Below are 20,547 nucleotides of genomic sequence, written 5' to 3'. Positions count from 1 at the left end.
CGCCCTCCTCACCGGAGAGCGCCCCCAACCAGCCGATTCCTACGGCACCTTGACCCACTGGGCCTTGCTGGGCGTGCCGTCGGCGTTTGTCACGAACAGCATGTACCAGCCCGACTGGACCAGGTTCCGGTTCTCCGGCACGGTCACCTTCAGTTTGTCGCCGGACGCCTTGAAGTCCAGGGCGATCGACCGCTGGTCGACGTCCGTGACGTGCGTGGCGGCGCTCGGGCGGATCAGCCGGACCTTCTTGACCGACTGGGCGTCCGAGGAGGTGAAGGTGCCCGTCCCGCCGCGCTCGATGGTCTGCGGCCCGCCGGACAGCGAGGGACGGTTCCCGTCGCCGTACAGGTACGGCGGCGTGTAGATCTCGATGCGCTGCTCGAACTCGCCCGGCTTGGTGTTGGCCTTGTCCGCGTAGAGCGAGTCCGAGCCGAAGAACATCACGCGGCCGTCGGGCAGCAGGATCGACCCGGAGTGGTAGTTGCGGCCGACCAGCGGGTCGGCGACCCGCCGGAGCTCGTTCTTCGCCGTGTCGTAGAGATGCGCCTGGAAGATGTTGGAGTCGCCGCGGCCGCGGTAGTCCTCCGAGCCGCCGGAGACCAGCACGCTGTCGTCCGGCAGGATCGAGGCGTTCGGGTAGCGGGTGCCCTTCTCCAGGGACGGGCCGTCCTTGAAGCGCGGGTCCGGGTCCTTCAGGTCGACGATCCGGGTCTTCTCGCTGGACTGCGCGGACTCGCCGACGCCGCCGCCGCCGACGACCATGTACTTCTCGTCCTGGGCCGGCGGCAGCAGCACCGTGCCGGACGTCTCCATCAGCTTGGGGTCGCTCAGGCCCGGGATCTTCGTGAACTTGTTGGTGTCCACGTCCCACACGCCCGGCTCGCGGCCCACGTTATCCGGCCCGTAGCCCGCGTTCGAACCCGAGTAGAAGACCTTGCCGTTCTGCATGAGGAACAGCGCCGGGTAGGTCGGGAACTGCCGGACCTTGCCGGTGTAGGTCCACTTCTTGGTCTTCGGGTCGAAGACCTCGTTCTTGCCCGGGACCAGCTGGCCGATGTCGTCGAGGCCGGAGACGCTGAGGATCTTCCCGTCGCTCAGGGTGGTGAGCGTCGGGTACCAGCGGGCCTCCTTCATCGGGTCGACCTTGATGTACTTCTCGGCTATGGGATCGAACTCGAAGGCGTCCCGGATGCCCTGGAAGTCCTTCTTGTCGAGGGCGAGCTTCTGGGCGATGCCGTAGGTGTTGCGGGCGTCGTCGCCCTTGAGGCCGGTCACGCGGTAGTTGTCCTGCGTGCCCGTCTCGTACTTCTTCCCGCGCTTCTGCGCCTCGACGTAGATACGGCCGAGCCCGGGGTCGTTGCGCAGGAACCTGCCGGTCGCCTTGTCGAAGACCTTCTTCGCGCGCGGCACGAGGACGGGGTCCTTGGAGACGAAGGTCTTGCCGTTCTTCTTGCCCGTGAACCTGGTGCCCGCGGGCAGGGTGATCGGCTGGTCCGGGTTCTCGTTGTGGACGATCATCAGGCCGCCGGCCTTGGTGACGTCACCCTTGAGCTTCTCGTACCGCTTGGTGCCGCCCGCGATGAGCAGGTTGCCGTTGGCGAGCTGCGTGTGGCCGGTGCAGAACAGGTCGGCGGGTGTGGGGACCTTCTTGATGGTGCCCTTGACCGGGTCCCAGATCCGGGTGTCGAACTTCTTCGCGTCGAAGTTGTCCTGGTTGTTTCCCGAGCCCGCGACGAGCAGCACCTTGCCGGTGCGCAGCAGCGCCGCGTGGATGGTGTTCTGCCGGTACTCCTCGGGGAAATCGACGATCTCCCACTTGCCGTTCGCGGCCTTGTACTCCGGCTTGTTGATTGTGTACTGGTGGTATTTCTCGGTGCCGAAGCGGTAGAGCCACGGCCCGTTCATCCCGGCCAGCGCGAGTACCACCGCCGTGCCGATCGCGAGTCGACGGGCCCGGCGGCGGCCTGCACGGTCGTTCATTCCTTACGTCCCCCAAGTCCACCAAGGGCGATCTGCATGGTCTGGTCGGATCCTCCGACCTCCCCGTTCGCGCCCGGGGCGGCGGCCCAGCTGGGCTTGTGCTGCGGGGCGTGCGCCGCGGGCTGCTGCGGGATGGGCAGCGGCTGTGTGCGGTTCGGGCCCGCAGGGTCCTGCGGCTGCTCCCCGGCGGGGGCGGCGGGCTTCTTCGCGTCCTGCCGCAGCTGCCAGCGCCAGGCGAAGACCGGCGAGGCGGTGATGAGCAGCGCGAAGGTCGCCCAGATGATCATCGCGGGGTGGGAGTGGCCGAAGACGAAACCGGCGGTGATCGAGGCGGCGAAGATCAGGATGAAGTACCAGTGGTAGCGGAACGTGCCGAACCAGCGGTCCGGGCTCGCCGAGTCGCCCTTGGGCGTCACCACGAACTTGCTCTTGCGCCGCAGCACGGAGTCGATCAGCGCCTTCGCGTACAGCGGCGCCGACAGCGCGGACATCACCATGCCGGCCACACCGCCGGAGCCCTCCGGCTCGTGCGGCGAGACGTTGTGCCGGCGGTTCCAGACGTACAGACCGATCTGCAGGGCGGAGGCGTTGCCGTAGAGCATCAGCCAGACCGCCGGGTCGATGTTCACACCCGAGGCGCCCATGCCCAGGAACAGCGCACAACTCAGCGCAGCCAGGATCCAGTTCATAGCCGACATCGGATAGAAGATGATCATCATCGTGTAGTTGAAGAGCTTGCTCGGCGGCAGCGAGTACCAGCCCTTCCAGTACTGCTTGAGGATCGTCTCGTACGTCCCTCGCGACCAGCGCATCTGCTGGGTGAAGAAGTCCGTCCAGGCGCTGGGGCCCTCACCGACGGCGAGCACGTCCGGGGTGTAGACGGAGCGCCACTTGTTGCCCGTCGCCGGGTTCTTGTGGCGGTGCATCTCGAAACCGGTCGCCATGTCCTCGGTGATCGAGTCGTACAGACCGCCGATCTGCTTCAGCGCCTTGATGCGCACGGCGTTGGAGGTGCCGACGAACATCGGGGAGCCGTAGCGGTTGCCCGCGCGCTGGATCAGCGCGTGGAAGAGGAACTGCTGCGACTCGGCGGCCTTGGTGATGGGGTTGTCGTAGTTGCCGTAGACCTGCGGGCCGATGACGAAGCCGACGTCCGGGTCGCGGAAGAAACCGAGCATCCGCTCCAGGTAGTTGGGCAGCGGCACGTGGTCGGTGTCGACCGAGGCGAAGAAGTCGTAGTCGTCGCCGTGCGCCTCAAGCCAGGCGTTGTAGTTGCCGTGCTTGGTCTTGGCGCGGTGCGGGCCCTTGGCCTGGTTCCACTTCGCGACGCCCTTGCGGGAGAAGTGGTGCACGCCGAGGCGCTCGCAGACCGCCTTCACGTCGGGGTCGTCGCCCTCGTCGAGCAGCCACACGTGCATGAGACCCCGGTGACGGATCCTCACCGCCGCCTCCAGGGTCTTCGTCACCATCTCCAGCGGCTCCTTGCCGGGCACGAAGGAGGTGAGGAAGGCCACTCTGGTGCCGGTCTCGGGCACCACCGGGATCGGGTCGCGCGCCACCAGCGTGGCGTGGGCGTTGGACAGCACGTTCATGCAGCGGAAGAACTCGATCAGACCGATCGAGACGAGCATGACCATGTCGAGCGCGGGCAGCCAGTCGAAGGCCGGGTAGTCGCGCTCGGTCCAGTGCTCGGGCTGGAGCAGCCAGAACAGCAGCACCAGGGAGAGCACCGGAGCCGCGGCCAGCATCAAGGCCACCCGTATGCGGTGCGGCTCCTGGGAGATGAGGGAGCGGTACTGCACCCGGTAGGGCTTGCCCGGGTCGGGCTGGGTGAGGGGGCCCGCGAGCCGGCTGTAGTGCTCGTAGTCGTATCTCGGCAGAGTCTTCTTGATCCGCCGGAAGGTCCCCGTGGTGCTCATCCGGTGCGCCGGCACCCTGAGCTGGGTGGTCTGGGACGGGTCGTGGTCCTGTCGGGCGCCCGTCGGCCTCGACGTCATGAGTCATCCCCCCACACGCGAAAGAGCCGCGTGTTTCGTCGCTTGCTTCCGTCTGCGACCGGTCCCCCTCGACCTTCACAGACGTATCAGTGGTGGATCGCGGTCACCACGTCTTCCACACCTTATAGACATGGCAACGCGACCTTCCGGTTGCATGATGCCCCCCTCGGCATCGCTCCTTGAGCGGGGGCCCCTACCCCCGCCCAGTCGGCAACCGGCCCTTTTGCCCCCCAACTGCCGCGAATCCGCAGCATCTTGAAAAACCAGATGACCAGGGTTCTACGGCGTCCATCATGATCGCAAGACGCGAAACCCGGTGTTTACCGGTCATACGCGTTCATTGTGACGGGTGTGGGGGAGCTGTGGAGCGGTTGTGGACAGGCGGGCGCGGATGTTCCCGAAGTGCTCTCTTATGGCCTCCTCCGCGCGCATCGCGTCACCGGACCTGACCGCGTCGAGGATCTCCCGGTGCTGCCGGCAGGTCACCTTCGGATCCTGCGGCTCACCCCCGAGGTCCGTGCGGACCCGGTGGAAGGCGTCCCAGAACGCCTCCAGGACCTCACTCAGCAACACGTTGTCCAGCCCCCGGTAGAGGGTGGCGTGGAAGGCGCGGTCGGTCTCGGCGAGGCCGGCTCCGTGCGCGGCCTCCTCTTCCATACGGTCGACCAGCGCATCCAGTTCAACGAGATCCGCATCCGGTATCCGGCCTGCGAGCCGGGACACCAGCCCCGTCTCCACGGCCTCCCTGAGCTCCAGCAGCTGGAGCAGGGAGTCCTCGCCCCGGTAGTGCCCGGCGACCGTGCGGAAGGCGAGGCCCTCGATCATCGGGGCCAGGGACATCGGGCCGACGTAGGTGCCGAAGCCGTGCCGGATCTCCACGATGCCCATCGCCTGGAGCGCCTTCAGTGCCTCCCGCACCGAGTTCCGGCTCGCGCCGAGGTACTCCATCAGCTCGGGCTCGGTCGGCAGCGGGGCCCCGGAGGCCAGCCGGCGGTCGATGATGAGCTTCTTGATCCGCTCCTGGAGGTCTCGCGCTGCCATGGCGAGAGGGTAGCGGTCGGACCGCGCCGGGGCTGACCACGGGCATACGAAAAGCCCCCCGCTTCCGCGAGGGGCTTCCGGTCGGTGCGCCGCCAGGGACTCGAACCCCGGACCCGCTGATTAAGAGTCAGCTGCTCTAACCAACTGAGCTAGCGGCGCTCGCTGACGTCATAACTCTACAGGACGCCCGGAGGTGCTCCTGACCACCCGGCCCGGTGCCGGGACGTCCCGGCCGAGGCGTCCGGTTACATCATTCGGACCGTCAGCATGCGCGTCCGGAAGACAGTTGCGAAACTGACGACGTCCCGCCCGGACGCGCACTCGCGCGGCCATTTCCACCGGAAGTGTGAGGGGAATCGCATGGAGTCTCCGGTATTCGAGCAAATCGACCCGGCGAGCGACTGCGACTGTCCCGGCTGCGTCCACTGGCGCCGTGCCCTGCCGCGTTCCCGGACCGGCCGCATCACCGCTCACCCGGCCGCCCGCCGGGCCCTCGCCCTGGCCGCCATGGCCTCGGCGGCGTTCGGCGCGAGCCATGCCGTCCCGGCCGTGGCCGCCCCGACCGCGTCACACCGTCCAGGAGTTTCCGCAGGTGACGAGCGTGACACCCCCCAGGGCGACCAGGCTCCGCTGCACGGGCCCGACGGCCGTCCGGTCAAACCTCCCGCCTCCGCCGAACCCGTCGCCATCACCCGCGCGGAGATCATCAGCCGGGCCAGGACCTGGGTCGCCGCGAAGGTGCCGTACAGCATGAACAAGTACTGGTCCGACGGGTACCGGCAGGACTGCTCGGGCTATGTGTCGATGGCCTGGAAGCTGCCCGGAAACGAATGGACGGGCAGTCTCGCCCAATACGCCGAGCGGATTTCCAAGGAGGAACTCCAACCGGGCGACATTCTGCTGTTCCACAATCCGGCCGACGCCCAGAGCGGCTCGCACGTCACCATTTTCGGCGGCTGGACGAATTCCGCGCACACCTCCTACACCGCCTACGAGCAGGCCCGCCCGCGCACCCGCCGCAAGACCACCCCTTACGCCTACTGGACCGACTCCAGCCGGTACGTCCCTTACCGCTACAAGGGCATCACCCAGGAGCCGGCCAAGGGACCGGACTCGGGACCGGTCGCGGGGGCGGAGCCGGGGTCGGCTTCGGGTGCAGCTTCGGGGCCGGGTGCGGGGCCGGGCTCCGGGTCGGCTTCAGGGACGACCTCGGGATCGGACTCGGGGTCAGCTTCTGGACCGGCCTTGGGATCGGACTCGGGGTCAGCCTCGGGGTCGGGCGCGGGGTCAGCTTCGGGGCCGTCCTCGGGGGCAGCTGCGGGGTCGGACTCCGGGCAGGTGCCCGGATCAGGTCCGGGAGCAGGCTCGGGACCAGGCTCGGACCCGGCGGCCCCCGGACCGGCCCAGGGGCCGGAGAGAGGGACGCCCGGCGCACCGGCCACCGTCACGCCGTACCCCGGTGCGGTGTATTTCGGCCCCGGCGCGAACAACAAGTACGTCCTGCAGCTCGGCCGCATGCTCGTGGCCCGCGGCGCCGGCGCCGCCTATGGCTCGGACCCGGGGCCGCGCTGGTCGGACGCCCACCGGCGGGCCACCCGGGCCTTCCAGCGGGCCCAGGGCTGGAAGGGCGCCGACGCGGACGGACTGCCCGGACCGCGCACCTGGGATCTGCTGGTCAGCGGCAAGGGCAAGGACGTCGGACCCGGGGCGGTCGGACCGCGGTCCTCCTCCCACGGCGTCCCCGGCTACCCGGGGCGGGCGATGTTCCGGCCCGGAGCGGCCAACCCGCACATCACCCGGATGCGGAAGCAACTGGTGCGCAAGGGATTCGACAGGTTCTACGCGACCGAGCCGGGGCCGCGCTGGAGCGAGGCGGACCGGCGAGCCGTCGAGGCCTTCCAGCGCACCCAGGGCTGGCGGGGCGGAGCGGCGGACGGCTTCCCGGGACCGGAGACCTGGCGGCGGCTCTTCTCCTAGCCCCCTGGGCCTTTGACGACAGGGGCGACCGGCCCTGTGACCGTTGTGACGCAGCTGGCGCGGAGGCTGGAGGCACGCATGAGCACGACCACGTCCCACCCGTCCGAGCCCGACGGACCGGCCGGCACGCAGGCGAGGCCCGGCAGGCTCATCCAGAACGAGTCCACCACCGAGATCCCCGTCCACCTGCTGTTCCGCGACGAGCCCGACCTGGCGCCGGGACCGCCGAAGCCGGCGGTCGTGGGCCGCGGGCAGGGCACGGGGGAGCAGCCGCGCCTGAGGCGCCCGGCCGTGGCGGCGCGCCCGGTGCCACGGATCGACGCCGACCTGGTGGAGCGCTCCGCGCGGGTGCTGCCAGGTGCGGCGGGTGTACTGGCGGGGGTGTGCGGGGCGGCCGGTTGCGTGGCCACCTCGTGGTGGGCCGGGGTGCTGCCGCCGCTCGCCCTGGAGGCACTGCGGCTGCCCGCGCACGCCGGGGCCGGGCCCGGTCCCGCGCAGTGGGCGGCGTACGCGGGAGCCGGGGCGCTCGGTCTCTTCGGGTTCGGCGGGCTGGCCCGGGGCCGGACCGGGCGGGCCTGGGTGCTCGACCTGTTCGGCCGTTACCGGGGGACCGTCCGGCGCTCCGGCCTGCTGTGGGTCAACCCCTTGTTGCTGCGTCGCCGGGTGGACGTGCGGCTGCGGCACTGGCGCAGCGAGCCGGTGCCCGCCGCCGACGGCTGCGGGGTCGCGGTGCGGGCGGTCGTGCTGGTGGTGTGGCGGGTGCGGGACACCGCGCGGGCCACGCTGGCCGTCGAGGACCACGAGAGGTATCTGCGCGAGTGCGTCGAGGCGGCGCTCGCCCGGGTGCCGGTCCAGACCCCCGGCGGGACGAAGGGCGCCACGGACGCGGCGGCCGAGGCACTCACCCGGCTGGTGGCGGCGGACACGGACCCGGTCGGCCTGGAGGTGTTCTCGGTGCAACCGCTCCGGGTGGAGTACGACCCCGAGGACACGCTGACCCGGCTGACCGTGCGGGGGCTGGTCGAACTCGACGACTCCGAGCGGAAGGCGCTGGTGAAGGACCTGACGGCTGCGTTCCGCGCGGGACGGGGAGAAACGGGCCCGTGATTGGTATGGACATGTTCAACTAGCGCCCATACTCTCAGACTTGGTCTAGACCTACCTGCACGGCTCACTGAACCTCCCCCACGTTCTCCAGGAGCGGCAGCATGCGTACCAGGACCAAGTTGTCCGCAGCCGCGGTGGGACTGGCCACGACCGGAGCCCTCGTACTCTCCTCCGGCGGAGCCAGCGGCCACGGCTACACCGACCTCCCCGTCAGCCGGCAGAAGCTCTGCCAGAACGGCACCGTGACCAACTGCGGATCCATCCAGTGGGAGCCGCAGAGCGTCGAGGGCCCCAAGGGCTTCCCGGCCTCCGGCCCGGCCGACGGGCAGATCTGCAACGCCGGCCTCGGCCAGTTCGGCCAGCTCAGCGCACCGCGGACGCCGTCCGGCGGGGCCTGGCCCACGACCAGGGTGACGGGCGGCCAGAACTACACGTTCCGCTGGCAGTTCACGGCTATGCACGCCACGACCGACTTCAAGTACTACGTCACCAAGCCGGGCTGGAACCAGAACCACAACCTGGCCCGGTCCGACCTCAACCTCACGCCGTTCTTCACGGTGCCGTACAACGGCCAGCGGCCGCCGTCGACGCTCTCCCACAGCGGCAGGCTGCCGACCGGGCTGAGCGGGCATCACGTCATCCTCGCGGTGTGGACGATCGCCGACACGGGCAACGCGTTCTACGCCTGCTCGGACGTGACCTTCTGAGGTTCCCTTGAGTCACCGGCGCGGCCGGCGTGGGTAGGTTCCTCCCACGCCGGCCGACCGATGGCCGCGCAGGGCCTCGGGGGAGCTCATGGAAACCTTGTTCTACGTCGTGCCCGCGCTCATGATCGCGGTCGCCTCCTGCGCCGCGGTCGCGGTGATCCGCCGCTCCGTCCGGGTCGGCCGTGCCTGGAACAGCGGCCTGACCGCCGAGGCGCGTTGTCTGCGGACGTACACCACGACGAGTGGTGGCGGTGACAGCTCGGTCCACACGACTCTGCACCACGTCTACGAGTTCACCACCCGCGAGGGCCGCGGCGTCCGGTTCGAGGAGCAGGGTGGGCCGGGGACGACCCTCGAGGGCGACATCGTCACCGTGCACTACCCGGCCGACCGCCCGGAGCACGCCACGGCCAGGCCCCCGGCGCCGGGGAGGCTCGCTGCGGGCACGGGATGCCTGCTCGCCTTCCTCGGCACGTTCATCCTCTTCGCGATCGGCTTCATGGTGGTGACGCACGCGATGTTCTCCGCCGTCGGCGACTTCCCGCAGCCGTAGCGCTCCACATCTGACGGTACGTCAATTACCGTGCGTCCTCATGGAGTCCACTACGGGACGCACGGTCGCGGAGCTCGTGGCGGCCCGGTGGGGTGACCACCGGCCGGGGTTGTTGTCCGAGGGCGTGGTGCTCACGCAGCACGAGGTGGCGGCCGGGGCCGCCGCCCGGGCGGCCCTCCTTGCCGACCTGCTGCCACCCGGCGCCGAACCCCACCTCGGCGTGCTGCTCGACAACACCCCCGAATTCCCGCTGTGGCTGGGCGCGGCGGCCCTGGCCCGGGCGGCGGTCGCCGGCGTCAACCCCACCCGCCGGGGCGCCGAACTCGCCCGCGACATCCTGCACACCGAGTGCCGGATCCTGGTCACCGACCGATCCCACCTGCCGCTGCTCCAGGCCCTGGACCTGCCCGGCGTACGCCTGCTGCTCACGGACACGGCCGAGTACGCCGACCTCCTGGCCCCCTACGCGGACGCGCACCCGGATCCGTCCCTCGTCGTCCCGCACGACCGCTTCCTCCTCTACTTCACCTCCGGCTCGACCGGCGCTCCCAAGGCCGCGCTCTGCTCCCAGGGCCGTCTGGCGGCCGCCGGACGCTCGCTGGCCGGTCAGTTCTCCCTGACGCCGGACGACGTGCACTACCTCTGCATGCCGCTGTTCCACGGCAACGCGGTGATCGCGGGCTGGGCACCCGCCCTCGTCACCGGGGCCGGCGTGGCACTGCGCCGCCGCTTCTCGGCGTCCCGCTTCCTGCCGGACGTGCGCCGCTACGGCGCGACGTACTTCACGTACGTGGGCCGGGCGATCCAGTACGTGCTGGCCACCGAGCCGAGCCCCGAGGACCGCGACAACCCGCTCCGGCTGGGCTTCGGCACGGAGGCGGGCGCCGTGGACGCGGCGGCCTTCGAGCGGCGGTTCGGGGTGCGGCTGGTGGAGGGGTACGGCTCGTCGGAGGGCGGGGCCGCGGTGCAGTGGTCGCTGGGAACACCGCCGGGGGCGGTCGGCCGGGCCGCACCCGGGCTGGTCGTCCTCGATCAGGAGACCCGCGAGGAGTGCCCGCCGGCCCGCTTCGACGGGGCGGGGCGGCTGCTCAACGGGGACGAGGCGATCGGCGAGCTGGTCAACCGGGGGCCGAGCCCCTTCGAGGGCTACTGGCGCAATCCGGCGGCGGAGGCGGAACGGCGCAGGGCCGGCTGGTACTGGACGGGTGACCTCTTCTACCGGGACGCCGACGGCTACCTCTATTTCGCCGGCCGCACCGACGACCGCCTCCGCGTCGACGGCGAGAACCTGGCCGCCGCGATGATCGAGAACATCCTCGCCCGCTACGAGGGGGCCGCCGCCGTCGCCGTGTACGCGGTGCCGGACCCGGTGACCGGCGACCAGGTCATGGCGACGATCGCCGGCACGTTCGACCCGCTGTCCTTCGCGGAGTTCCTGCTCGCCCAGCCCGACCTGGGCACGAAGATGGCGCCCCGGTTCGTGCGGGTGGTGGAGCGGATGCCGGTGACGGCGACGAACAAGATCCACCGTGCGGCACTGCGGAAGGAGGGCGTCCGATGCGCGGATCCGGTGTGGTGGCGGCCGCCGGGGGAGTGCGTCTACCGCAGGCTGACCAGCGCTGACCTCGAACACGCCGAAGGGCCTCCCGCTCCCACGAGAGGCCCTTCACCGGTGCGCCGCCAGGGACTCGAACCCCGGACCCGCTGATTAAGAGTCAGCTGCTCTAACCAACTGAGCTAGCGGCGCATGACTCTCGCCGACCGCCGGAACCGTGTTCCGCGGTGGGCGACGGGAAAATACTACCCGGTCCCGAGGGGTGCTTCTGACCACCCGGCGCCGGGCTGCGACCGGGCCTAGATCGCCATGGACAGCAGCACCGGTGCCGCGTTGCGGTTGAGGGTGTCCGCGGCCTGGCGCAGGCGGTGGGCGTGCTCGACCGGGAGGGACAGGGCCAGGCAGCCGACGGAGGAGCCGGCCGTGATGGGGACGGCGGCGCAGACCGTGCCCACCGCGTACTCCTGGAGGTCCAGGACGGGCACGGTGGGCGGCTGGGCCTCCAGCCGGGACAGCAGCAGCCGGTCGCTGGTGATGGTGCGCGAGGTGAGGCGGGCCATCTTGTGCCGGGCGAGGTGGTCGCGGCGGCCGGCGTGGTCGAGCTGGGTGAGCAGGCTCTTGCCGATGGCCGTGGCGTGGGCCGAGGAGCGGAAGTCGACCCACTCGTTGACCTTGGGGGTGGCGGGGCTGTCGGCGTACTGGGTGATGCTGATCTCGCCGTCGACGTACCGGCTCATGTAGACGGCGGCGCCGACCGAGTCGCGCAGCCGGTCGAGGGTGCGCTGGAGCTTCTCGCGCAGGGTCTGCTCGTGGTGGTGGGCGGAGCCGAGGCGGGCCAGGGTCTCGCCCGTGACGTACGCGCCGTCGGCGATCTGCTCGACGTAGCCCTCGCGGCGCAGCATCCGCAGGAGCGTGGTCAGTCGCTCCGGTCCGATGCCGGTGTGCCGGGAGAGGTCGGTGTCGGTGACTCCGGTGGAGCTCCGCGCCACGGTCTCCAGGACGCGCAGGGCTTCCTGTGCCGAGTGGTACGGGGTGGTCGGCGGCTCGTGCTTCAGCGCCACGGTGGTCTCCCCCTGCGCTTGCTGTTGGGCCGAATCCGGACAGCGAATCCCCTCCACGATAACGAACAATGGGCTTGTGGAGAGCGGGGGTTGACAAGATTCACGGGGCCCGGGACCGGGGCATCACCCTTCTGGCATATGCCAAGAGCATGCCCCGATCGCCGGGCCCCGCGTCGGGCCTGGTCGCACGGTGTAGTCAGAGCACCGCGCTGAGGAACTCCCGCGTCCGGTCCTTCTCCGGCTCGCTGAAGATCTTCTCCGGCGGACCGGCTTCGATGACCCGGCCCGAATCGAACATCAGCACCTGGTCGGAGATGTCCCGGGCGAAATTCATCTCGTGGGTCACACAGAGCATCGTGATGTCCGTGGAGCGCGCGATGTCCCTGAGGACGTCGAGCACGCCCGCGACCAGCTCCGGGTCGAGCGCGGAGGTCACCTCGTCCAGGAGCAGCACCTGCGGCCGCATCGCCAGCGCCCGGGCGATCGCCACCCGCTGCTGCTGCCCGCCGGACAGCTGTGCCGGGTGGGCGTCGCACTTGTCGGCCAGGCCCACCATGTCCAGCAGGCCCTTGGCCCGTTCCACCGCCTCGTCCTTCGACATGCCGAGGACGGTGACCGGCGCCTCGGTGATGTTCCGCAGCACCGTCATGTTCGGGAACAGGTTGAACTGCTGGAACACCATCCCGATCTTCTTGCGGACCTCGCGGACCTCCTTGTCGGAGGCGGGGAACAGCTTCTGCCCGTCGACCGTGATCGTGCCCTCGTCGGGCTTGAGCAGGGTCATCAGCAGCCGCAGGATCGTCGTCTTGCCGGACCCGGACGGGCCGATCAGGGTGACGTGCTTGCCGGCGTCGACGGAGAAGTCCAGGTGGTCCAGGACGGTGTTCTGGCCGAACCGCTTGGTGACCTGCTCCAGCCGGATCAGCTCGCCGCCGCTCCTGGCGGGGTTCTTCTCGGGGTTGGGGAGAGTGTCAGTGGACAAGGCGTCGCTCCAGGGCTCGCAGGAGAAGGGAGGCCAGATAGGAAATGACGATGAAGGCCGCTCCGATCACCGTGAGCGGCTCGGTGAACTGGAAGTGCTCCTGCGAGAACAGGCGCGCGTGACCGAGCATCTCCAGGACGGTGATCGCCATCAGCATCGGCGTGTCCTTGAGCATCGCGATGACGTAGTTGCCGAGCGCGGGGACCACCCGGCGCACCGCCTGCGGCAGGATCACCGCGGTCCAGGTCCGTCGCAGGGGCAGGTTCAGCGCCGTCGCCGCCTCCCACTGGCCGACGGGTACGGCCTCGATGCCGGCGCGGTAGACCTGCATCGTGTACGTCGAGTAGTGCAGCCCGATCGCGAAGACACCGGTGCTCAGCGCCGAGAAGGTCAGGCCCCACTCCGGCAGCACGTAGAAGAGGAAGAACAGCTGCACCAGCAGCGGGGTGTTGCGGACGAACTCCGTGACCGCCCCGACGGGCCAGGTCACCCACCGCGAGGGCACCCGCATCAGCAGCGCCCACACCAGGCCCAGCACGAACGAGATCAGCGAGCCGAGCACCAGGATCTGGAGGGTGACCAGCAGGCCCTTCCAGAAGTCCGGCATGAAGTCGGATACCGCGCTCCAGTCCCAGTTCATGCGACACCGCCTCCGACGCCAGTCGTCTGCGGACGGCTCAGCTCCTGGGCGGGTGTGCTCCCGGCCGGCTTGCCGACTCCGCCCTTGAGCTTCTTCTCCAGACCGCGCATGACCCGGGTGAGCAGGAAGGCGATCGCGAAGTAGATGAGCAGGATGTAGGTGTAGATCTCCGCGCTCTCCTGGAGCGCGAGGCGCACCAGGTTGCCGCTGAAGGCCAGGTCACCCATACCCATGATCGACACCAGCGCGGTGCCCTTGAGCAGTTCGATGAGCAGGTTGGAGAACGGCGGGATCATCTCCGGCACCGCCTGCGGCAGCAGGATCAGCCGCATCCGCTGCCAGGGCGTGAAGCTGAGCGCGATCCCGCCCTCCTTCTGCGCCGGGTCGACCGCGTTCAGCGCGCCGCGCACGATCTCCGAGCCGTACGCCCCGTAGGTCAGGCCGAGCGCGAGCGTGCCCGCCCACAGCGGCACCAGCTGCCAGCCGAAGGCCGGGGGCAGCACGAAGAACACCCAGAAGATCATCACCAGGGCCGAGGTCCCGCGGAACACCTCGGTGTAGAAGCCCGCGAGGAAGCGGACGATCCACAGCCGGTGGGTGCGCGCGACGCCGACCACGAAGGACACGGCGGCCGCCATCAGCGCGCTGCAGACGAGCAGCTGGATCGTGACCCAGACGCCCTTGAGTACGAGTTCCCACAGTCCCGAGGTCATCCGCCGCAGAGCTCCTTCGCGGTCAGATCCGTCATCTCGGCCTCCGTGAATCCGAAGGGCTTGAGGATGCGGAACAGCTCACCGCTCTTCTTGAGCTTGCGCAGCTCCACATTGAAGGCGTCCCGCAGGTTGCTCTCCGTCGGCCGGAACGCGAAGGCACCCCCGTCGACGTGCGGCTTGCCTTCCACGAGCGGCTTGAACGGCTCGGTGGACTCCGCCTTGGCCGACTTCTTCACCACCTCGCGTACGGTGAGCGCCGTGCCGGCGAACACGTCCACGCGTCCCGCCTCGACGGCGTTCAGCCCCGCCACCTGGTCCGGGACGATGAGGATGTCGCTCTCCTTGTACCCCGCCTCGACGGCGTACTGGATCTCGGCGTAGCCGGTGCCGGTGGCGAACTTCGCCTTCTTCGCGACGACGTCCTTGTAGCTGTGCAGCCCCTTCGGATTGCCCTTGCGCACGATGAACGCGTCGAGCATCTGGTAGTCGGGGTCGGAGAAGATGACCTGTTCGCAGCGCTCCGGGTTGACGTACATCCCGGCGGCGACGACGTCGAACTGCTGGGAGTTCAGGCCCGGGATCAGGGAGCCGAACTCGGTCGGCACGGGCTGTACCCGGTCGATGCCGAGGCGCTTGAAGATCGCCTTGGCCAGTTCCGGTGCCTCGCCGGTGAGCTTGCCGTTCTTGTCGATGAAACCGAACGGGATCTCGCCGGCGATACCGAGACGGACGACCCCGGCGGCCCGGAGCCGGTCGAGCAGGTCGCCGCCTTCCGTGCTCGACGCGGTGGCCACCCGGCTGCATCCCGTGGCGCCCAGCGCGCCGAGCGCCGCGACCCCCGCGAGCAGCGACCGGCGTGTGGGCCCGGATGCAGATCCGGACACGGTCTGGGACTTGGGTTCCGGACTTCTCAGTGGGCTTCTCTGTGGTGGAGCCATGGGCGCGCGGCTACCCGAACGCATCAGAGTTATGCCGACTTTTTCGAGCCCCGCACGTATCCCCGTGCGCCCTTGACCGCGGGGGCGCCGGGCACTCCCATGGAGGCATGGCTGATCGCTTCATCGAGGTCTCCCTGGTCAAGCGCGACGTGACCTGCACGGCAAGGCTGCTGGACGACCGTGCCCCGATCACCTGCGCGACCGTCTGGGACGCCCTTCCGCTGTCCGGTGACGTCTACCACGCGAAGTACGCACGTAATGAGATCTACGCACTTTTCCCGCCCTTCGCCGAAAAAGAGCCGCCTCTGGAGAATCCGACCGTAACTCCCATTCCGGGCGATCTGTGTTATTTCGCCTTCGCGGGGACGGAGTTGGGAACGAAGTCCTACGGCTACGACCGAGAGGTCCAGGCCGGAACCACCCTCGTCGACCTGGCCCTGTTCTACGAACGCAACAACCTGCTGCTGAACGGCGATGTCGGCTGGATCCCCGGCATCGTCTGGGGCCAGGTCGTCGAGGGCCTGGACGCCATGGCCGAGGCGTGCAACGACCTGTGGCGGTCGGGAGCGGCGGGGGAGACGCTCAGCTTCAAACGGGCGTAGGCCCGGCGCCGGACGCCACCCCGGCCTCGTACAGCGCGTGGGCCGCCCGCAGCACCAGATCGTCCCGGTGCCGGGCGGCCACGAGCTGCAGACCGATCGGCAGACCGTCCCCGTCGGCGCCGACCGGCACGCTCGCCGCGGGCTGCTGGGTCATGTTGAACGGATAGGTGAACGGGGTCCAGCCGGTCCACCGCCGGTGGCCGGATTTCTTCGGTACCTCGGCGCCCGCCTCGAACGCCGTGATCGGCATGGTCGGGGTGACGAGCAGGTCGTAGGTGTCGTGGAAGCGGCCCATCCGGCGGCCGTGGTCCATCCGCACGTCCACCGCCGCGAGATAGTCCAGCGCCGAGTAGCGGGCGCCCTGCTCGCAGATCTCCCGCAGACCCGGGTCCAGCAACGCGCGCTGTTGCGGGCCCAGATGCTGGGTCACCCGAGCCGCCCCGCTGAACCACAGGGTGTGGAAGGCGTCCACCGGGTCGGTGAGGTCCGGGTCGGCCTCCGTGACGTACGCGCCGAGCTCCGCCAGCCGCTCCACCGCCCGCCGCACCGCCCTCGCGACCTCCGGGCGGACCGCCACCTGCCCGCCCAGCGACGGCGAGTACGCCACGCGCAGCCCGCGCACCCCGCCTGTCAGGCCGTCCGTGTACGAGCCGGGCGGCGGGGCGAGCGCCGACCAGTCACGCGAGTCCGGATGGCCGATGACGTCCATCAGCAGCGCCGCGTCCGCCGCGTCCCGGGTCATCGGCCCGACGTGCGCCAGCGTGCCGAAGGCGCTCGCCGGGTAGAGCGGCACCCGTCCGTACGTCGGCTTCAGCGCGAAGATCCCGCAGAACGACGCCGGGATGCGCACGCTGCCGCCACCGTCCGTGCCCAGTGACAGCGGGCCCGCGCCGAGCGCCACGGCCGCGGCGCTGCCTCCGCTCGAACCGCCCGCGGTGCGCGACCGGTCGTACGGGTTGCGGGTCACGCCGCTGAGCGGCGAGTCCGTCACGCCCTTCCAGCCGTACTCGGGGGTCGTCGTCTTGCCGAGGAACACGGCCCCGTGCTCCCGCAGTCGGGCCACCGAGGGCGCGTCCTCGTCCCAGCGGCCCGCCGGGTCCACCGCCTTGGAACCACGCAGGGTCGGCGCGCCCCGCAGCAGCAGGATGTCCTTCACCGTGACGGGCACGCCGTCCAGCAGCCCGAGCGGCTCACCGCGTCGCCATCGCTCCTCCGACTCCCGGGCCCGGATCAGCGCGTCCTCGGCGGTGAGCCGGACGAAGGCGTTCACCTCCGGCTGGATCGCTTCGGCCCGCTCCAGCGCCGCGCGGGTCGCCTCCACGGGACTCCACTCGCCCTTGCGGTAGCCGTCGAGGAGCCGTACGGCGGTCAGGTCGGTGAGCTCGGTCATCCACCCTCCAGGGAACGTCAGTGTCCGGGTACGTACCCACGCTGCTTGTCGACCACGTTCTTCAGGGGCTCCCCGGCCGACCACAGCTCGTACAGCTCAATGAACTGAGTACCCAGTTCATCGCGCCAGCCGACGATGTCGCCGCTCATGTGCGGGGACACGATCAGCCCCGGGACCTGCCACAACGGACTGTCGGGAGCCAGCGGCTCGGACTCGAAGACGTCCAGGGCGGCGCCCGCGATCCACTGCTTGGCCAGGGCCTCGGCCAGCGCGTCCTCGACGACCAGCTGGCCGCGGCCGATGTTGACGAACCGGGCGGACGGCTGCATCACGCCGAAGCGGCGGGCGTCGAACATGCCCCGCGTCTGCTCCGTCAGCGGCGCCGCCGCGATCACCCAGTCGGCCCGCGCCAGCAGCCGGTCCAGATCCTCCGGGCCGTGCACGCCGGTGCGCGGGGTGCGCCCGACGAGCGCGGTCGTGATGCCGAGCGCCCCCAGCATGCCCGCGATCGCCCGGCCGATCGGCCCCGAGCCGACCACGACCGCCCGGCCTCCGGCGACCTTCTGCGACTCGCGGTGCCGCCAGGTCCGCTCCCGCTGCAGCTCCAGTGTGCGCGGAAGGTCCTTCGCCATCGCCAGCACGAGGGCCGCCACGTACTCGGCGATCGGCTGGTCGAAGATGCCGCGCGCGTTCGTCACCACGGTGTCGGAGGCGGCGAGTTCCGGACACATCAGGTGATCCACACCGGCGCTCGCCGTGTGCACCCAGCGAGGCCGCGGGCCCTCGCCCGGCCAGGCGTCCCGTACGGCGTGCGAGGTGAAGTCCCACACCAGCAGTACGTCCGCGTGCGGGAGGCGCTCGGCGAGGCCCTTGGCGTCGGTGTGTTCGACATGGGCGCGGCCGGTGAGGCGGCCGAGGCGGGGCAGGGGTTCGGCGTCCAGGACGAGCAGGGTGGGGGTGGGCATGAGCAGCCGTTTCTCCAGCCGTACGGCGGGGCGGCCGGGCTTCGGGGCGCCGGCCGGGGACGACGAGTTAACCAGGTGTTGACCAATGAGTGATCCGGGCGGATTGACCACGCTCGCACCGGAACCTACCGTCGTCAACACGGGCGTTTCCACGATCCGTTGCACTTCGGTTGCCCAGTGTGAGGCCGGTGCCCTGCATGGACGTCTCTTTTCTCGGCGGGCCCAGCCCGCAGCGCGGGGTCGGCGTCGTCGCCCCCTTCGACTTCGCACTCGACCGCGAGCTCTGGCGCTGGGTGCCGGACGAGATATCCCTGCACATGACACGAACGCCCTTCGTGCCGGTCGAGGTCAGTCTCGACCTGGCACGCCTGGTCAGTGAGCACGAGACCCTCGGCGAGGCGGTGCGCACGCTCAACGCGATCGCCCCCGAGGTCGTCGCCTACGCCTGTACGTCCGGCAGTTTCGTCGGCGGGGTGATGGGCGAGCGCGCGATGTGCGACGCGATGAGCCGGGCCGGTGCCGTACCGGCGATCACCACCTCGGGCGCGCTGCTGGAGGCCCTGGTGGAGCTGGACGTCCGGCGGGTGGCGCTGGTGACGCCGTACACGGTGTCGGTGACCCAGTCGCTGGAGGCGTACGTCGCCCAGGCGGGCGTCACGATCTCCGGGTGCGCCTTCATGGGCCTGACCCGGCACATCTGGAAAGTCCCTTACCGGGAAGTCGTGGACATGGCGCGGCAGGCCGTACGCGGCGACGCCGACGCCCTGTTCATCAGCTGCACCAACCTGCCCACCTACGACGTCATCCCGCAGCTGGAGGCCGAGCTGCGCATCCCGGTGATCTCGGCCAACCAAGTGACGATGTGGGCGGCGCTGCGCCGACTGGGTACCCGTGCGGTGGGACCGTATCAAGCGCTGATCAATCCCGAGGCGCGGTCCGGTCTCGTACCGCCGGGGGCGGACCCCGGTCCCGTACTGCCGGAAGAAGAGCAGCAGCAGGAAGGCTGGACATGACAGCAGTGGGCTTTCTCTACCCGGGGCACTCCGCCGAGGACGACTATCCGCGCATCGAGCAGTTGCTGGGCAGTGACATCCGGGTGGACCTGGTGCACACCGACATCGGTGAGGACGCGCACCGGGTGGACGCGCTGCTCGAGATGGGTTCCGCCGGGCGGCTGGCGGCGGGTGTCCAGGAGCTGCGGCACGCCGGTGCGGAGGCTGTGGTGTGGGCCTGCACCAGCGGCAGCTTCGTCTACGGCTGGGACGGCGCGCAGGAGCAGGTCCGCACCCTGGCCCAGACGGCCGGCATGCCCGCGTCCTCGACGTCCTTCGCGTTCGCGCACGCGGTACGGGAGCTGGGGGTGCGGCGGGTCGCGATCGGCGCGACGTACCCGGAGGACGTGGCGCAGCTCTTCGCGGCGTTCCTGCGCGCGGACGGCGTGGAGGTCGTGTCCGTCAACAGCTCCGGCATCATCACGGCCGCCGAGGTCGGCACGTGGGGCGAGACGGAACTCCTGGCCCTGGCCCAGAACTCCGACCACCCCGACGCCGAGGCCCTCCTCCTGCCCGACACGGCCCTGCACACGGCGGCCCACATCCCGGCCCTGGAGAAGACACTCGGCAAGCCGATCCTCACCGCCAACCAGGTCACGGTCTGGGAAGCCCTGCGCCTGGCGGACCGCCGCGTGAACGCCCCGGAACTGGGCGCCCTGTTCACGAGGGAGCCGATCGTCCAGGCATGAGGCCGGGGGCGGTCCTCGCCGTCCGCGGCAGCTGCCGCGGACGGCGAGGACCATCCGGACAAGGCGAATCGGCGTTCGGTGCCCTCGAACTCGTGCCCCATGTGGGCCGGAATCGGTCCTACCCCTTCAGTGGCGCAAAAGCGGGCATATGTGTGCGAAAAGTCGACCAAGAGCTGAGGAATGCTCAACTCCACTGAAACATCCACCGCTTGAGTTGACCGAAAGCGCGTTCCCCCTCCGGTGTTCGCCCCGTGCACACTGGCCACGTCCGCAGCCACTCGTGCCGTGAAGGACGATCCCGATGGCCGAATCCGAGCCCTTCAGATCCCGTGTAAGCGCTGTCCAACTCTCCGGGCGCCTGTTGTGCTGGAACCTGGGTGCGGCGATGATCACTGCCGCGGTGGACGCCGTACTCGATCCGCACGCCCGCTGGTGGGGTGCCGTGTGGACGCTGCCGTGGTACCTCTTCTGCGCAGCCGCCCTCGTGTGGGGTGTCCTCCGCGCCCGCGAGAAGGCAGGCCGGCGGCCGCCGTCCGAAGAGGTCCGGAGCGACTGGGAACAGGCGGCCTGACCGGCCGCCCGGGAATAACCGGAGACA

At 70.0% G+C, this 20,547-nt stretch carries 19 protein-coding genes and 2 tRNA genes; 9 read left to right on the top strand and 12 right to left on the bottom strand.

Translation table 11 applies throughout. The features are described 5' to 3' along the window. Positions 1–39: 39 nt before the first annotated feature. From ABZ016_RS04160 to ABZ016_RS04145, 4 genes are all read right to left on the bottom strand, one after another. Positions 40–1,980: a kelch motif-containing protein gene (locus ABZ016_RS04160; RefSeq protein WP_356914970.1), complete on the bottom strand. Its 1,941-nt coding sequence runs from the start codon at positions 1,978–1,980 to the stop codon at positions 40–42. Then, positions 1,977–3,977, bottom strand: a complete 2,001-nt coding sequence (locus tag ABZ016_RS04155) for a glycosyltransferase family 2 protein (protein WP_356914969.1) — start codon at positions 3,975–3,977, stop codon at positions 1,977–1,979. Before ABZ016_RS04155 ends, ABZ016_RS04160 begins: the two co-directional genes overlap by 4 nt. A 327-nt stretch (positions 3,978–4,304) precedes the next feature. Further along, positions 4,305–5,018, bottom strand: a complete 714-nt coding sequence (locus ABZ016_RS04150; RefSeq protein ID WP_356914968.1) for a FadR/GntR family transcriptional regulator — start codon at positions 5,016–5,018, stop codon at positions 4,305–4,307. Positions 5,019–5,103: 85 nt separating this feature from the next. Further along, positions 5,104–5,177 (bottom strand) — tRNA-Lys (locus ABZ016_RS04145). Positions 5,178–5,378: 201 nt separating this feature from the next. On the opposite strand from ABZ016_RS04145, the gene ABZ016_RS04140 reads away from it, so the two are divergent. From ABZ016_RS04140 to ABZ016_RS04120, 5 genes are all read left to right on the top strand, one after another. Then, on the top strand, positions 5,379–6,995 hold the full coding sequence (locus ABZ016_RS04140; RefSeq protein WP_356914967.1) for a peptidoglycan-binding protein: 1,617 nt from the start codon (positions 5,379–5,381) through the stop codon (positions 6,993–6,995). Positions 6,996–7,073: 78 nt separating this feature from the next. After that, the gene (locus tag ABZ016_RS04135) at positions 7,074–8,102 is read left to right on the top strand and encodes an SPFH domain-containing protein (RefSeq protein ID WP_356914966.1); all 1,029 of its coding nucleotides are present in this window, start codon (positions 7,074–7,076) and stop codon (positions 8,100–8,102) included. A gap of 101 nt (positions 8,103–8,203) precedes the next feature. Continuing rightward, positions 8,204–8,809, top strand: coding sequence for a lytic polysaccharide monooxygenase (locus ABZ016_RS04130; RefSeq protein WP_356914965.1), 606 nt, complete (start codon positions 8,204–8,206; stop codon positions 8,807–8,809). 88 nt (positions 8,810–8,897) lie between these two features. Beyond that, a complete protein-coding gene (locus ABZ016_RS04125; RefSeq protein WP_356914964.1) occupies positions 8,898–9,362 on the top strand; it encodes a DUF3592 domain-containing protein in 465 nt (154 codons plus the stop codon). 40 nt (positions 9,363–9,402) lie between these two features. Then, positions 9,403–11,070 carry a long-chain-fatty-acid--CoA ligase gene (locus ABZ016_RS04120; RefSeq protein ID WP_356914963.1) on the top strand — a complete coding sequence of 556 codons (1,668 nt, stop codon included), beginning with the start codon at positions 9,403–9,405 and terminating at the stop codon, positions 11,068–11,070. Here the strand turns inward: ABZ016_RS04120 and ABZ016_RS04115 are convergent. From ABZ016_RS04115 to ehuB, 6 genes are all read right to left on the bottom strand, one after another. Next, a tRNA-Lys gene (locus ABZ016_RS04115) sits at positions 11,036–11,109 on the bottom strand. The two genes, ABZ016_RS04120 and ABZ016_RS04115, sit on opposite strands and share 35 nt — an antisense overlap. Before the next feature lie 107 nt (positions 11,110–11,216). Then, positions 11,217–11,978: an IclR family transcriptional regulator C-terminal domain-containing protein gene (locus tag ABZ016_RS04110; protein WP_356914962.1), complete on the bottom strand. Its 762-nt coding sequence runs from the start codon at positions 11,976–11,978 to the stop codon at positions 11,217–11,219. Between the two features lie 196 nt (positions 11,979–12,174). Then, the gene (gene ehuA, locus ABZ016_RS04105) at positions 12,175–12,960 is read right to left on the bottom strand and encodes an ectoine/hydroxyectoine ABC transporter ATP-binding protein EhuA (protein ID WP_356914961.1); all 786 of its coding nucleotides are present in this window, start codon (positions 12,958–12,960) and stop codon (positions 12,175–12,177) included. Then, on the bottom strand, positions 12,950–13,600 hold the full coding sequence (ehuD, locus tag ABZ016_RS04100) for an ectoine/hydroxyectoine ABC transporter permease subunit EhuD (RefSeq protein ID WP_356914960.1): 651 nt from the start codon (positions 13,598–13,600) through the stop codon (positions 12,950–12,952). The genes ehuA and ehuD overlap by 11 nt, the downstream gene beginning before the upstream one ends. Then, entirely contained in the window at positions 13,597–14,313 is a 717-nt protein-coding gene (gene ehuC / locus ABZ016_RS04095; protein ID WP_356914959.1) for an ectoine/hydroxyectoine ABC transporter permease subunit EhuC, read from the bottom strand. Before ehuC ends, ehuD begins: the two co-directional genes overlap by 4 nt. After that, the gene (ehuB, locus tag ABZ016_RS04090) at positions 14,310–15,107 is read right to left on the bottom strand and encodes an ectoine/hydroxyectoine ABC transporter substrate-binding protein EhuB (protein WP_356915051.1); all 798 of its coding nucleotides are present in this window, start codon (positions 15,105–15,107) and stop codon (positions 14,310–14,312) included. Before ehuB ends, ehuC begins: the two co-directional genes overlap by 4 nt. A gap of 251 nt (positions 15,108–15,358) precedes the next feature. Here ehuB and ABZ016_RS04085 point away from each other — a divergent pair, with 251 nt between their 5' ends. After that, positions 15,359–15,853 carry a DUF3830 family protein gene (locus tag ABZ016_RS04085; protein ID WP_356914958.1) on the top strand — a complete coding sequence of 165 codons (495 nt, stop codon included), beginning with the start codon at positions 15,359–15,361 and terminating at the stop codon, positions 15,851–15,853. On the opposite strand, the gene ABZ016_RS04080 is transcribed toward ABZ016_RS04085, so the two are convergent. Continuing rightward, positions 15,840–17,243, bottom strand: a complete 1,404-nt coding sequence (locus ABZ016_RS04080; RefSeq protein WP_356914957.1) for an amidase — start codon at positions 17,241–17,243, stop codon at positions 15,840–15,842. The two genes, ABZ016_RS04085 and ABZ016_RS04080, sit on opposite strands and share 14 nt — an antisense overlap. A 17-nt stretch (positions 17,244–17,260) precedes the next feature. Next, positions 17,261–18,208, bottom strand: coding sequence for a D-2-hydroxyacid dehydrogenase (locus ABZ016_RS04075; protein WP_356914956.1), 948 nt, complete (start codon positions 18,206–18,208; stop codon positions 17,261–17,263). A 197-nt stretch (positions 18,209–18,405) separates the two neighbouring features. Between ABZ016_RS04075 and ABZ016_RS04070 the strand changes: the two genes are divergently transcribed. The 3 genes from ABZ016_RS04070 (at position 18,406) to ABZ016_RS04060 (ending at position 20,520) form a co-directional block, all read left to right on the top strand. Next, positions 18,406–19,221: an aspartate/glutamate racemase family protein gene (locus tag ABZ016_RS04070; RefSeq protein WP_356914955.1), complete on the top strand. Its 816-nt coding sequence runs from the start codon at positions 18,406–18,408 to the stop codon at positions 19,219–19,221. Next, the gene (locus ABZ016_RS04065) at positions 19,218–19,949 is read left to right on the top strand and encodes a decarboxylase (protein ID WP_356914954.1); all 732 of its coding nucleotides are present in this window, start codon (positions 19,218–19,220) and stop codon (positions 19,947–19,949) included. The genes ABZ016_RS04070 and ABZ016_RS04065 overlap by 4 nt, the downstream gene beginning before the upstream one ends. A gap of 385 nt (positions 19,950–20,334) precedes the next feature. Next, entirely contained in the window at positions 20,335–20,520 is a 186-nt protein-coding gene (locus ABZ016_RS04060) for a hypothetical protein (protein ID WP_356914953.1), read from the top strand. Positions 20,521–20,547 lie beyond the last annotated feature (27 nt).

Source organism: Streptomyces sp. NPDC006372 (assembly GCF_040612515.1).
Taxonomy (GTDB): Bacteria; Actinomycetota; Actinomycetes; order Streptomycetales; family Streptomycetaceae; genus Streptomyces.
The sequence above is the reverse complement of the archived record's forward strand: the minus strand, read 5'-3'. Positions and strand labels throughout refer to the sequence as shown.

Excerpts from the sequence above, each read along its gene's own strand:
- ABZ016_RS04130 (WP_356914965.1), top strand. The coding sequence starts at position 8,204 with ATGCGTACCAGGACCAAGTTGTCCGCAGCCGCGGTGGGACTGGCCACG.
- ABZ016_RS04085 (WP_356914958.1), top strand. The coding sequence starts at position 15,359 with ATGGCTGATCGCTTCATCGAGGTCTCCCTGGTCAAGCGCGACGTGACC.
- ABZ016_RS04135 (WP_356914966.1), top strand. The coding sequence starts at position 7,074 with ATGAGCACGACCACGTCCCACCCGTCCGAGCCCGACGGACCGGCCGGC.
- ehuD (WP_356914960.1), bottom strand. The coding sequence starts at position 13,600 with ATGAACTGGGACTGGAGCGCGGTATCCGACTTCATGCCGGACTTCTGG.
- ehuC (WP_356914959.1), bottom strand. The coding sequence starts at position 14,313 with ATGACCTCGGGACTGTGGGAACTCGTACTCAAGGGCGTCTGGGTCACG.
- ABZ016_RS04080 (WP_356914957.1), bottom strand. The coding sequence starts at position 17,243 with ATGACCGAGCTCACCGACCTGACCGCCGTACGGCTCCTCGACGGCTAC.
- ABZ016_RS04125 (WP_356914964.1), top strand. The coding sequence starts at position 8,898 with ATGGAAACCTTGTTCTACGTCGTGCCCGCGCTCATGATCGCGGTCGCC.
- ABZ016_RS04140 (WP_356914967.1), top strand. The coding sequence starts at position 5,379 with ATGGAGTCTCCGGTATTCGAGCAAATCGACCCGGCGAGCGACTGCGAC.
- ABZ016_RS04155 (WP_356914969.1), bottom strand. The coding sequence starts at position 3,977 with ATGACGTCGAGGCCGACGGGCGCCCGACAGGACCACGACCCGTCCCAG.
- ABZ016_RS04070 (WP_356914955.1), top strand. The coding sequence starts at position 18,406 with ATGGACGTCTCTTTTCTCGGCGGGCCCAGCCCGCAGCGCGGGGTCGGC.
- ABZ016_RS04150 (WP_356914968.1), bottom strand. The coding sequence starts at position 5,018 with ATGGCAGCGCGAGACCTCCAGGAGCGGATCAAGAAGCTCATCATCGAC.
- ABZ016_RS04065 (WP_356914954.1), top strand. The coding sequence starts at position 19,218 with ATGACAGCAGTGGGCTTTCTCTACCCGGGGCACTCCGCCGAGGACGAC.
- ABZ016_RS04120 (WP_356914963.1), top strand. The coding sequence starts at position 9,403 with ATGGAGTCCACTACGGGACGCACGGTCGCGGAGCTCGTGGCGGCCCGG.
- ABZ016_RS04160 (WP_356914970.1), bottom strand. The coding sequence starts at position 1,980 with ATGAACGACCGTGCAGGCCGCCGCCGGGCCCGTCGACTCGCGATCGGC.
- ABZ016_RS04060 (WP_356914953.1), top strand. The coding sequence starts at position 20,335 with ATGATCACTGCCGCGGTGGACGCCGTACTCGATCCGCACGCCCGCTGG.
- ABZ016_RS04075 (WP_356914956.1), bottom strand. The coding sequence starts at position 18,208 with ATGCCCACCCCCACCCTGCTCGTCCTGGACGCCGAACCCCTGCCCCGC.